Origin of the sequence: Bradyrhizobium daqingense (genome assembly GCF_021044685.1) — a bacterium.
GTDB classification, from domain to species: domain Bacteria; phylum Pseudomonadota; class Alphaproteobacteria; order Rhizobiales; family Xanthobacteraceae; genus Bradyrhizobium; species Bradyrhizobium daqingense.
Genome location: NZ_CP088014.1, coordinates 7,624,807 through 7,637,725 on the forward strand (window position 1 = coordinate 7,624,807; position 12,919 = coordinate 7,637,725).

A 12,919-nucleotide genomic window follows, 5' to 3' on the forward strand; every position below is an offset into this window, starting at 1 on the left:
ATGAAGACCGCCGCGATTTACGCCAGAGTGTCGTCGGACAAACAGAAGGAGGAGAACACGATCGCCAGTCAGACGAGCGCGCTGATCGCTTTCGCGCGCGAGCAGAACTGCGACGTGCCGGCGGAATGGGTGATCGAAGACGACGGCTATAGCGGCGCGAGCTTGTTGCGCCCCGGACTTGAACGACTGCGCGACCTCGCCGCAGAAGGGCGGATCCAAGCCGTGCTCGTCTACGCTCCCGATCGGCTGAGCCGGCGCTATGCGCATCAAATCCTTCTTATCGAAGAGTTCGCGCGCGCCGGCGTCGAAGTCTTGTTCATTCGCTCGAGACGGGCAGCGACGCCGGAAGACGAGCTGCTGCTGCAGTTTCAGGGCATGATCGCCGAATATGAACGCGCGCAAATCCTGGAACGGTCGCGGCGAGGGAAGCGCCATCGCGCCCTTCAAGGCCAAGTGAGCGTGCTTTCCGGCGCTCCGTTTGGCTATCGCTACAAGCGCAAGACCGATCACTCTGCCGCCTATTATGAGATCGACGAGCGACAGGCCGGTATCGTGCGCTGGGTCTACGAGCTTTACACCGCAAAAAGCCACAGCATCGGCGCCATCACGCGCCTGCTCAATGAGCGCCAGATTCCGACAGCCAAAGAAACAGGCCGCTGGGAGCGCTCGACGGTCTGGGCGATGCTGCGCAATCCCGCGTATAAAGGAACGGCCTGCTTTGGCAAGACGCGGATCGCGCCGCGCATGCGTGTGACGCGGCCGTTGCGATTGCGCGGCGGCGTCGCTCCTCGCAATAGCGCAAATCATGAGCTTCCTCGCACAGAGTGGATCGAAATCCCTGTGCCGACCATCATCAGCGAAGAGACCTTCGCATTGGCGAACGAGCTTTTGGAAGCCAACAAGAAGCATGCCCCGCGACGCACGATCACGCCGAGCGCCCTGCAAGGATTGTTGAGCTGCGCCAAATGCGGCTATGGGCTCTATCGCACCTCGACCAGGTCGAGCGCTCGAACCATCCATTACTACCGCTGCTTGGGCTCGGATGGCTGGCGCCGGCTCGGCGGGCCGGTCTGCGACAGTCGCCCGACGCGCCAGGATTTGCTGGACGAGGTGGTATGGAAAGAGATCGCGCGTTTACTTGAAGACCGACAGCTCATCGAAGACGAACTTGAGCGCCGGCTCAAGGCGGCGCGCAACTCCGATCCCACACAGCGCCGGGAGGAAACGCTTCGCCGCGATCTTGCGCGTTCCCGGAAAAGCATCGAGCGTCTCCTCACGGCCTATCAAGAGAGCCTTCTCTCACTTGAAGAGCTGCGCAGTCGCATGCCCGATTTGCGTAGCCGCGAACAGGCTTGCTTGTCGGCGCTGCAGGCGATCGAAGACCAATCGCAGGAGCAGGAGGTTTGTCTGCGTCTCGCTGAATCCGTGACTAGCTTCCTCGAGCGCCTCCGCTCGTCCGTCGGCGCGCTCGATATAATCGAACGCCAACGCGTGCTGCGCCTTCTCGTGAAGGAAGTCCTCGTTGGCGACGACAAGATCGTCATCCGCCACTCCATCCCCCTCCCACCCACCCCTCCCGGTGGAAAGGCGCCCGGCGCCGCCAATAGCTCCGTGACCGCTCCCCCACCGCAAAGTTATCTTTTGCGTTCAGGGAACCATGACACCCCCCTGTGGCGTGCCACACTTGTTGCTCTTACCGCCGCTCATGCGCCGTTTCCCGTTGCTATCCCGCTCCTCGACCGGTACTCGCAGCCATAACTTAATCAGCCGCAGCACATTCCGGTCGACGATGCGTCGGGCCACCGATTTGAGGAGGTCCGAGTGCGGTATCGTGTCGAAGTATTTCGACAAATCGGCGTCAACAACATCTGTGTAGCCCCGGCACATAAGCCGGTGCACTTCCTTGACGGCATCGACCGCGTTGCGGCGCGGGCGATATCCATAAGCTCCGTCCTCAAAATCCGCCTCGAAGATCGGTTCCAGCACGATCTTTGCAGCAGCTTGGACGACCCGGTCCCGGATTGTTGGGATACCGAGCGGACGTTCGCCGCCGCCGGGCTTCGGGATCATCACCCGCCGCACCGGATCGGGCCGATAGGTCTTCGTGACGAGTTCATCGCGCAGGCCAGCCAACCATGCTTCGAGTCCCGACGCGTCGATCTGTTCGAAAGTTATTCCGTCCACTCCCGGCGCACCCGCGTTGGCGCGGGCCAGCTTGTAGGCATGGCTCAGAATGTCCTCGCGGCAGATCTTGTCGTACAGCACGTAGAAGCGGAAGGCAGGCTCCGCCTTCGCCTTACAATAAAGCTTTCTTTCTCTGAAGGCTCCTGATCTTATCGGGCGTTTCAAGGCTCATCGCCAATCTACCCTTTCCCTCGCCATCTTCAAAAGCGCACCTGAAGTCAGGGTCCTTTCCTCCGCCGGAATTACCCGGTTTCATCGGTACCTTTGACCCTGTCCGACTCCCGTCCGGTCCATCGACTACTCAATGCTGAAGGCGCGACCTTCGACCAAGACGGGTCTCCCCCGATTACCCGTACTACCTTTCCAACGTGCCGTGCCCATTACCCCGGTGAACCAGACAGGTGCGTGCGTCGATTGCTTCCCTGTCCGCACGGCCTTCCCCGCCATACGATCGGGTCGGCATTCACATCGTAACTTTCGAGGCGTGCTCAGGCTTCACTCACGTTACGGCCCGCTGGATTGCTCGGCCGCCTAAAGCGACCTTTGTCACGAGGCTTCGATCCGTCCGATTGCTCGTCCAAACCGCTCGTCAGCTACCAGATCAATCGACAACTCTCTGGGTGGATCCTTCCTCCACTGGTAATACGCGCCGTCGGGGCGCACCGAATGGCTTCACATATTGAGGTAGCAGCAGTTTGACGTCATGACCCAAAGCCGCGATCTCGCGCGCCCAAAACCGACATGGCTGAAGTGGAACAGTTCTGCGCGTTCGTCGAACTCGAGCTTTCCCAGCACAGCCGTGACCGCCTGCCCGCTATTGCGCGCCTCGGTCGTGGTGGTGACGTCCCCCGACGTGACCCGCATGCGCCGCTATCCGTGCCTCAGAAGCCGATTGCGATCGTCCCGAATGTTCGTAGACCTATACTTAGCATGTAGGTCTCATTCAAGACGGGGGGCACGCCGCCTACCGTATAATTGTAGGATTTCAGATAGTTCAATCCCAGCACCAAGCAATCGTCGACATAGCCGGCACCGACCACATACTGGTTGATCTCGTTGGCCTCGAGGTCCCAGCGCGCCGAGCCCGTGACCACCCAGTTGGTCGCGACCTTCAGCGAGCCGGTGGTGAGGATGCCTTCGCGGCGGGTCAGATAGCCGAGCTCCGGCTGTGCCGCGTAGTTGCCGTACATCACGCTGATCGACCAGCGATCGAAGTTGGCGCGGCCTTCGGCCTCGAAACGCTGGACGTTCCAGGTCTGCTCGTCCATGCGGGAGCGGACGCTGAAGGTGTAGGTGCGGTTGGGCGAGTAGTCGATACTCGCCACGTAGTCGGAGCGGGGCTTGTCGAGACCGGAATCGAGGCCCGTGTTGATGGAGTCCCGGACCGCGTAGGAGTTCATGCCGAACAGCTGGTAGGACTGGCCGAACAGCACCTTGGCCGCGCCGCCCTTGTCGAACTGCGTGGTGGCCTGCACGCCGACATTGGCGCGGCCGCCGCCCTCGACGCGGTCGTAACCGGAGAACTTGTCGACGCTGAACAGGTTCGACGTTTCGAATACAAAACTCTGCGCATCCTCGTTGGGAAACTTGCCGGCATAAGTCTCGTTCGGGCGGATGATGATCTGCGCGATCGGCTCGACGGTGGTCGAGCCCCAGGGCTGAACGTTGATGAAGGGATAGCGGTATTCGAGGCCGACCGTCGGCATCAGGCGGAATGCCTGGGTGTCGCCGACCGGTAGGTAGTTCGACACGCCCGGCTGGTTCGAGACCGAGGAGTTGATTGCATCGGCGCGCAGGCCGGCGAACGGCGTCCAGATCTGGCCGAGCGGGTCGGTGAAGGATTTGCGCCACTGCGCTTCCGCCGACAGGCGGGTATAGGTGCCGGGGAAGCCGCGCAGCAGGCACTGCGATGGCGTGCGCGCGAGCGGATCGGCCGACGCCGTCGTGCACAGGCTGTTGGTGTTGGCGAGCGTGGTGATCGGATCGATCACGGCGCTGTCACGCGACAGGTTGACGGAGTTGGTCTTGTAGCTGAACTCGCCGCCGAACACCGGATAGTTGAGCACGTTCGAGTAGTCGATCACGGGGTAGACGATCGGGACCTTGTCCTGGTTGCCCGAGAAGCTCCGCCAGTACATCGTGCGCGCATCGAAGAAGCTGCGATTGCCGGCGCCGGTCAGATAGAGCTGCGAGACCGCGTCGGTCGGCAGGTTCAGGAACGAACCGAGCGGGTCACGGTACTGCGACAGGCGGTAGTCCGAGAAGAAATAGTAGTCGGACATCACGACGCCGTCCCAACCCCAGACCCATTTGTCGTTCAGCGCGAACTGACCCTTGGTCTCGACGGCGCCGCGCCACTGGCGGTCGCCGGGCTGCCCGGCGAAGGCGCCGCGATCGAGCTGGTCGATGCCGTAAGCACGGATCTGGTAGGCGCCGCCCATCAGGCGCTGGCGGAACTCCGCCTGGAACAGCACGCCCTGCCTGGAGGTGATGCGCGGGTTGAAGGTCACGTCCATATCGGGCGCGATCGCCCAGTAGAACGGGACCTCCACGCCGTAGCCGTAGCCCGTGTTCGAGGTGAAGCCCGGCATCAGGAAGCCGGACTTGCGCTTCACGGTCGGGTCGGGCGTCGAGAAGTAGGGCATGTAAGCGAGCGGCACGCCGAAGAACTCGAGCTGCGCCGTCTCGAAGTACAGCATCTTCTCCTGCTGGTCGTGGATGATGCGGGCACCCTTGACCTGCCAGAGCGGTGGCTTCTTCGGATCGTCCTTGCACGGAGCGCAGGCCGTGTAGACGCCGTTCTCGAACACGGTGTAGTTGCCGCTGGAACGGTCGGCGCGCGTTGCGGCCATCCGTGTCCGGTCGGCGGTATCGACCCGGAGCGAACCGACGAATCCGTCGCGATAGTCGTCGGACAGATCGATCGTCTCGGCATAGGTGATCTTGCCCTCGGCATCCGTCATGCGGATGTTGCCTTCGGCATGGAGCCGCTTGGTCTTCTGGTCGTAGGCGACCTTGTTAGCCTCGACGCTGGTGCCGTTGTAGAACAGCTGGACGTTACCGACCGCCGAGATCCGCGAATTATTGTAGTCGTAGACGACCTCGGTCGCCTGAACCAGCATCTGGTTGTCGTTGGCGGCCTTCGGCGGCTTCGGACGCGGCGGCTGCGTATTGTAGGAGACGTTCTGCGCCGATGCCTTTACGACGGGGCCGAAACCAGTCGCGATGACAACGGCTATGGCAAGCAAGCAGTCGCAGACTAGCGACGTGAAGAGCCACGGATCGTGCCCTGGCGCAACCGCAGTCAGTTTGTGACGATGCGCAGCCACAGCCACTAACCTTTCCGTCGGGTCAGCAAGGCCAACAATCTGATGAAGCGGCCAACGCAGACTGGCGGCCAGACCGAAGTCTCCAGTTGCATGAACTCACACTTACTTGACGTCCTGATACAACTAGCCACAACAGCGAGCAGGAAAATGGTGAACACGTTACCTTAAATTCTCGGCATCGAGCCGTAGCACTGGCTCCAGCCCTCTTGCGGTTGCGCAGAAACCCTCGGCAATCGACGCGAACCGCTACGCTGAAATCTCTTCAAGTCGGCCTCGCTTCGGCCCAGGGAATTCGTGCTGAAGGCGTCGCGCTGGAAGGTTTGCGGAAGCATGTGATGGCTGATCTGACGGGTTATCAGGTTCATCCGAACCGAACTATGCCTGGAAGCACAGCTACTGGAGCAAGCTGCGAGAGCCCAGGAGCAGCAGCAGCGCTATGGGCGGAGCGCGAAATGCCGATCGCGGAGAAACTCCGCGTCTCCGATAGGCGATCTTGGGCGGCAGCTTTTTCAGCAAAGGGATCAGGAACACGAGCAGTCCGCGCTCATTGGCCAAAGCTTTGACGAACTGTCGGTCCGCCGACCATGCCACTTGGTTCGCGTGGGTCGTTCCGATATCTGTCAGCTGCGACCTACTCCGAAGGATGCTGATCTGTTGTTGTTGCGGCGAATATGCCAGCTGCTTGCTAATCGGCCGTTTCACGCCCCCCGGCGCATGACGGCCATTATGCGGGCCGGGAGCCATGCGGTGAAGCGCGAGCGGGTGAAACCGTTGATGTGCAGAATGGGAAGGCTCAGGCCGAAGCCGCGAATAACGCAACCGTCGGGGCCAGAGGCCAATGTTGTGTTCTGCTCCGCCGTTTGCGGATTGGTGCCAGAGGATCAGACACAGCTTCACTGCTGGCCCAAAGTCGGCCGGGCCGGCCTGCCGCGGGCTAGAAGCGCAATGGTTGTGGCTTCCCAAAGACGAACTCCAGATCGCATCATGCACTCCGCTGCCCCTTCCTGTCCAATAACGAGCGCCTGCGCAAACGAAGCAAGCTGCGTGCCGCTCGAAGATGGAGATCCTCAAGCGGGTTTGTTCATGGTACATGCGTCCGGTTGTGGACATTGGTCCGAACCAGACAATCGAGTCCTTGGCAGTGATATCGGTAGTTGGTGGAACGCACGATTGCACTAGGGTCCAGACTCAATTGAGCCAATATGCGACGAGAGCGGCGAGATGAACAGCGGCCAAAAAATTACGGGCGAGCTTGTCATATCGCGTGGCGATGCGCCGGAAGTCCTTGAGCCTGCAAAAGCAGCGTTCGATGACATTTCGTCCTTTGTAGGCGCGTTTGTTGAAGCGATGGATGACGACACGGTTAGATTTATTGGGGATTACGGGCTTGGCGCCACGACGAATGATTGCGCCGCGAAGCTTGTCGCCATCATACCCTTTGTCGGCGAGGAGCACGCTCATGGGTGGCGCGAGCGCCAGGACATCGGGAGCCGCAGCGATATCGGCATCCTGGCCTGGAGTCAGATGCAGGACGACCGGCCGGCAGAGCGGATCGCTCAGCGCATGGATTTTTGTCGTGCGGCCTCCGAGCGAGCGGCCGATTGCTTGATTGTGCTCCCCCCTTTTCCGCCGGAGGCACACCGGTGAGCTTTAATCGAGGTCGAGTCGAGCGACAGTACGACGCCGTCTTCGCCAGGCTTGGCCAGCGCTTCGAAGATTGCGCACCATCGTCCTCGCTTGGCCCAGCGATTGAAGCGATTGTAGATCGTCGTGTAAGGGCCGTATTCACGTGGACAATCACGCCATCGTGCACCCGATTGCAGCATGTGAATGATGCCGCTGACGATGCGTCGGTCGTCGTCCCGATCCGGCCCCGTCAGTCCCCTCGGCAGATGCGGTTCGATACGCGCCCATTGCCTGTCGTTCAGCCAAAACAAACCAGCGCGCATTCTCTCGCCCCCGAATCAACACGTAGGCAAGAGAATCACGTGGCGCTATTTAGGTACAGACCCTAGTGCGCGCAAGCGCTCGTCAGCCCAGATGGCAATTGATGAGGGCGCGCCGCCTGTGTTCGATGGGACGGACCAGATGGTCGATCGCCGACGCCTAAGCTATGAAGAGCTGCCTGCCAGTTGTCCGCTAATGGCCCGCAACCCGACGCGTCCACACGATTATCAAGCGACGGCAGGCACTGCACTTTTCAATTCGGCTCGCTCCACGGCCAGCGGGCGGTGCTCGACGACATGGAATGGCTGGGCGACGAGCATATCGGGCGAATTACGCCCTCCTGTTACAGGAGTTGAAGAGGGACATTCCGGATCTGGCGGCCCGGACTCGTTCGTGGAGTTCGTGACAACCCATGTGCTGCGCTACACTATCCTTCCGCTTTCATTATTATTCCCGAGCAGGCAACCGCCCATAATGCCATTTGTTGCATTAGCAGCCCAGTTGTTCGCAAACAAATCATCGACATCCTTGCTCGGGAGCCCCCCACCGGGATTCGCCGCTTGTTGAACAAAGGCTTGCGCCAGCGAGTGCCGAAACGCAGAGATGCTTTCCGCATCCATGGGCGAGATCTCGCAGACCAAAGCTTTACTGTCGGCATCCATTAAGACCTGTGGACCAAAAGCAGTACCGCTCGGGTTTGACGCCATAATCAACGTGAAGCTAATTTTGACCCCGGCCGAGGTCGTAAAACTATGAGATGCCAAAGAAACTAGCCTCTGCATCAGCATCGAACCGACAGGCGCCTCCGCACGGAGAGCCGGACCATTCTGCCGGAACGATCTTGCAGGAGCGAACGACGCCACTCGAGGCCCTTTGTCTGCTCTCCTCTTTAGAACGTCTTCGTCGGGATAATTTGACGGCTCGTCACTGCTCAGCGTCATCGATCGATAGCGCAGACGCGAGGGCGCTGGAAGAATCACAGGAGCCAATACAGCGTTGCACGGTGCACCCGCATTAGCCCCATTGAAGCTGAACAGATCCGCACCCCGCTCAAAGAGCTCCCCTCGTATGGGCTGGTTGTCACTGAAAAGATGGAGGGCTTGGCATTCCGACTGAAAATTATCAACAAGTAGGATGGAAGAAACAATCAGCATCCCGGCACAATCACTCCGATAGCCGGAGCGTTTTGCCATGGCTCCGCGGTTGCTCACCACCAGCAAAAGCAAGGCCGCAAGCACGCTCACGAAGTACAAAAACACCAGCCTAGTACCCGGAATCAGAGCTGAGTGATACGGCGGCCTTTGAAACGGCGTTGACGGACCTTTTTCTTGGTCCAGACGAAGGGCTCGGCTCTGTCGTTGTATGCGTTGACGTAGGCATCGATGTGTTCCTGAAGCTGCTTGAGGCTCGTGAAGGAGGTGCCGCTGAGCGACTGCCCCTGCAAGATGGAAAACCATACTTCGACCTGATTGAGCCATGACGCACTTGTCGGCGTGAAATGAAATTGCACGTTGGGGTGGGCCTTGAGCCAGTCCTCGTTCTTTTTATGGGTGTTGAGGTTGTCGAGGATGACGTGAAGCTTGCGGTTCGGAAAAGTCGCGGTGACGCTGTTCATGAAATCGAGAAACTCGACGCGGCGCCGGCGTTTTGAATGGGTCGCGATGATCTTTCCGGTGGCGACTTCGAGCGCCGCAAACAATGTTGTGGTGCCATGCCGCTTGTAATCGTGGCTTTGGCCGGTTAAGGCGCGGCCATTGGGCAACTTCAGATAACCCTGCGCTCGCTCCAAAGCCTGGATCGAGGGCTTCTCGTCCACGCACAGCACAATGGCCTTCGCCGGCGGCGCGACATAGAGGCCGACAACATCGGCGGCTTTGGCCGTAAAGTTCGGGTCGTTGCTCTCGCACCAGGACTTGCGAGCCACCAGGTCAATCTTGTGGCTGCGCAGGAACCGCCAGACATATTGGACATCGACATCGCCCAGCGCCTCGGCCAGCAGGGGGCCGGTCCAGCGCGCAAACCCTTGCGGTGGCGGCTTATCCAGCAGCTTCAGAATCCGCTTGTCGGTCGTCTTCGTATAGATCGGCTGCTTGCCAGGCCGCGGCTTGTCTTGCAGCCCTTCAAGGCCATGGTCGGCATAGCGATGCCGCCAAAGGCTGACAATCCGCGGCTGGACCCCAACTTCCTTGGCGATCGACCGGGTGCTGCGCCCATCCGCCGCCAACAGAACTATCCGCGCCCGCTTCAAATCGCGCTGCAACGTCACCGGTGAGCGACAGCACGCCTCAAGCACCTTGCGATCTTTCCTCGAAAGGTGGACTTCTCTTGCTTCGGGTATCATCCCGACCTTGAATCACGACTCACGTTCCAAGAAAAGTGGGTACTAGCGAACTCAATCGATACGGCCCTCATCAGAAGTTCCTTCACCCCGATGTTTTGGGGCATCACGTGCTAACCGATGTCCGCCCTGCACTGAGCCCTGATGCCACATTCATGCCAAAGGCCCCTGTTGTTTGCGGACGCTTGTCACTTGCGTTCGCCAAACGACGTCCGGGTATAAACCCCTTGCTGAGCAGATCGACAATCTCGATGTCCTAAGAACAAATGGCCGTCGGCATCACGTCTGATAAGTCCGACCGCTGAGGGCGGAGACGCCAAGCCAACGCGACCTTATTGCTTGAAGCCTAGTTTCATGTTGCCTCAGAGTAAGCTGACGACCACGGCGCTCGTGGCGACACGCGAGAAGGCAACCTTCAGCACCCCCCCCTGGAAAAGCGATCCGAGATGTTCGTCCGCGAACCAAGCAAGGGACGTGTCGATGAAAATCGCAGCTGCTCTGCGTCTTCTACGAATGTTTGTAGCGTCGGAAGTCAGACATTGTTTCAGAGCTGACAATCGACTCTGTTAAAGTTCTGACAACACGCTGCGCAAGAAGGGGTGGCATCCCGGTCCATAGTCCAAATATTGTCATCAGAACTTTAGCGATGATCAGAGCTACAGCTGTGATGCAACGGGCAGCGTGACCGTTTCCGTATATGGTAAGAACGACCGGAGCGCAGGGGACTGCGCTCCCATTTTCATGGGGCATCTTTTTCCAAGGCACCACGTCAGGAGTGTATTGTCGCTCTGTCAGTGGTGAGAACACTTCCGCTGGTTCTGGCGACAGCGACGTTCGGCGCCGGTGCGCTCGTATCCATAACCGACGCTACATTGAACGCGCGCCGAACCAGACGGCTGCAGACCGCAGCATTTCTCACCTGAGCGTAGGCACGGATCGCACAGCTGTCCCTGTGCTGCGGTCTATGGTGGCAAAGAAAGAAGGAGCAGACTGCAATCAATCCTACGACGAATACGGGACGCGACATTTCCCCTCCTCATTTAAGGACAGCGGCAGTCCATCTACCATCTGTGAAATCAATCGTCCGCTCGACCGCGAGCCCCCCGGCTCCCTTGTGCGGAGAGCTCGCTCTATTTTTCGACATCGGGTATTCGACAATACCTGACACTACCGGAGCGCCGTCGCTTCCGTCGCGCGGCACAAGGGCTCGATCCTGCACGCCGACTTTCCTATACGGTGCTATTGCAAAGTGGCGGCCGTGTCTCAGAGGTTCTGGCGCTCACAGCTGCTGCTGTTGAACTGAAAAGCGGAAGCGTAGCGCTTCTGACCCTCAAGCGTCGAAAGAGTAACGTGGTACGACAAATTTCCCTACCGCTGAAACCCGGCCGAGGCGCGAATGGAGTTTCCGGAGTTGGCTGAGGTGTGGGCCACGAACTTTCCTGCCGTAGAGAAGGCGGCGGAGGAAGCGGAGCGAAAGTTGCGCGATTTCGTCGCTCAAGTCGGGTAGTAGAAATTTGCGGCGCTCACGCGCCGCCGAATTTTCAGACCGGGATGCCGAGCTTCTTCGCCTTGTCGCCCAGATTGTCCTGAATTCCCGCGCCCGGGACATGCTTCACGCCAATCGGCAGCTCGTTGAGCATCGATTTCCGTTGTCAGGGTTGCAACGGCGTCAGTCGATGCCTCCGCGTCAGCCCTTCCAGCGATCTCTCCAGGTCGTCCCGACGCATCAGGACGGCGGCGTCCGTATCATTTACGGTTCGGTCGAGCTCTTGAGTTCGTGTTCGTAGCGCTCTGGACACAGCCGGGTCGGTGGCAATCAGCGGGAACACCTGACCCTGCGACCGGGCGATATCCTGACAGGCCATATTGAAGGCCCCTTCGGCTGAAGCGCGGCGATTCTTCGCGGCCTCCATTCCCGCGGCAGCTTCCTCGCAGCGAGCGCTCGCCGACTGGAACGCGCCAGCAGCAGCGGATTTCGCCTCCCACGCCTTGGCGAGGGTTTCGTGGGCCGTTCGACGACCTTCGTTAATCCGGGTCCGGTGACTCGCGGTCGCCCCACCTTCAAGAAGTTCAGCTCAGGCGAACGCTTCTCTACCAGTCGACGTTGTTTGGGTTGGGCCGCGCTCTGCGTCGATTTGCGACCGTGAATGCTCAAACGAGATGGCCGCGACCGCGCCGTCCGGCTCCGTTGCAGCGTCATTTCGAGCTCACCAGCCCGCTCACGCAGTGCACCGTACTTTTGCGCAACCGCTGAAAGTCTGTCGGCGCAGCCCACCGGGGCGGCGTCAATATGTTGTTTGGTTGTAGTTCCCGTTTCCCTTAAGCTTGCGCATAGTCGAGGAAATGCTGGAGGCGCGTGGCACTGTTGACCTATGAAGCCGTGCGCCAGTGGGGACCGAAATTCGGCAAGGCGTTCTCCGATCGGTCCGCGAGCGCGCTCCCGCTCGCGGTGACAAATGGCATCTGGACGAGATCGTTATCTCGATCGCGGGCGAACAACATTAGCTCTGGCGCGCTGTCGACCAGAATGGCTTCGTTCTCGACGTCTTGATCCAGCGCGGAAGAGACTCGCGCGCTGCGCAGCGGCTCAGGAAGAAGCTCTTGAAATCCGCCGGCACGCCGCCGCGCGTGATGATCACGGACAAGCTTCGTTCGTACGGCGCTGCGAGGGCAAAGACGGGCCTTTGGGTCGAACATCGCCAGCACAAAGTTCTCAACAATCGGGCCGAGAATTCTCATCAGCCGACGCGACGACGCGAGCGGATCATGATGCGTTTCAACTCCTCCAGGCCCACCGATTTCTGTCAGTTCACGATCAGGTCTCGAACCTTTTCCACATCCCCTATCCCGGAGCCCTGACTGCCGACTTCCGTCGTGCTTGGCACGAGCGAGCCTTTGCGACTTGGCGCGAGATCTCCATGACAAGCGCTATCGCCGAATCTCGAACCTTTGAGAAGCGCCTCCTTCAGCTCAGCGGTCGGTTAAGTTGACGATGCCGTCGCTCGACATTCAGTATGGCACAGGGATTGCAGTGATGAAAAAGCGCTCCGGAAGCTGAGCACGGCGAGCCGGTGCCGGGCGATGGATCTATTCTGAGTCGTTACGGAACATGACCATCAGC

The 12,919-nt window shown here is 59.8% G+C and carries 7 protein-coding genes and 1 pseudogene; 2 read left to right on the forward strand and 6 right to left on the reverse strand.

Translation table 11 applies throughout. The features are described from left to right. Entirely contained in the window at positions 1–1,758 is a 1,758-nt protein-coding gene (locus LPJ38_RS36195; RefSeq protein WP_011084759.1) for a recombinase family protein, read from the forward strand. Here the strand turns inward: LPJ38_RS36195 and LPJ38_RS36200 are convergent. The 6 genes from LPJ38_RS36200 to LPJ38_RS36225 all read right to left on the reverse strand — a co-directional run bounded on the left by LPJ38_RS36200 (position 1,648) and on the right by LPJ38_RS36225 (position 9,801). Continuing rightward, positions 1,648–2,349: a reverse transcriptase domain-containing protein gene (locus tag LPJ38_RS36200; RefSeq protein WP_223153760.1), complete on the reverse strand. Its 702-nt coding sequence runs from the start codon at positions 2,347–2,349 to the stop codon at positions 1,648–1,650. The genes LPJ38_RS36195 and LPJ38_RS36200 overlap by 111 nt on opposite strands. A 507-nt stretch (positions 2,350–2,856) precedes the next feature. Next, entirely contained in the window at positions 2,857–3,048 is a 192-nt protein-coding gene (locus LPJ38_RS36205; protein ID WP_014497849.1) for a hypothetical protein, read from the reverse strand. 17 nt (positions 3,049–3,065) lie between these two features. Further along, positions 3,066–5,432 (reverse strand): LPS-assembly protein LptD, encoded by a 2,367-nt coding sequence (locus LPJ38_RS36210; protein WP_231088523.1) that lies wholly within the window; start codon positions 5,430–5,432, stop codon positions 3,066–3,068. A gap of 1,269 nt (positions 5,433–6,701) precedes the next feature. Next, positions 6,702–7,462 (reverse strand): IS5 family transposase gene (locus LPJ38_RS36215; protein WP_404437131.1). Its coding sequence is split into 2 segments (ribosomal slippage): positions 6,702–7,103 and positions 7,106–7,462, totalling 759 coding nucleotides; the frame shifts between segments, so codons are not numbered across the junction. A 420-nt stretch (positions 7,463–7,882) separates the two neighbouring features. Further along, a complete protein-coding gene (locus LPJ38_RS36220; RefSeq protein ID WP_028144470.1) occupies positions 7,883–8,719 on the reverse strand; it encodes a hypothetical protein in 837 nt (278 codons plus the stop codon). Between the two features lie 17 nt (positions 8,720–8,736). Further along, a complete protein-coding gene (locus tag LPJ38_RS36225) occupies positions 8,737–9,801 on the reverse strand; it encodes an IS630-like element ISRj1 family transposase (RefSeq protein WP_011084514.1) in 1,065 nt (354 codons plus the stop codon). 2,157 nt (positions 9,802–11,958) lie between these two features. Between LPJ38_RS36225 and LPJ38_RS36230 the strand changes: the two are divergent. Then, a pseudogene (locus LPJ38_RS36230) lies at positions 11,959–12,783 on the forward strand (IS6 family transposase). Positions 12,784–12,919: the final 136 nt, after the last annotated feature.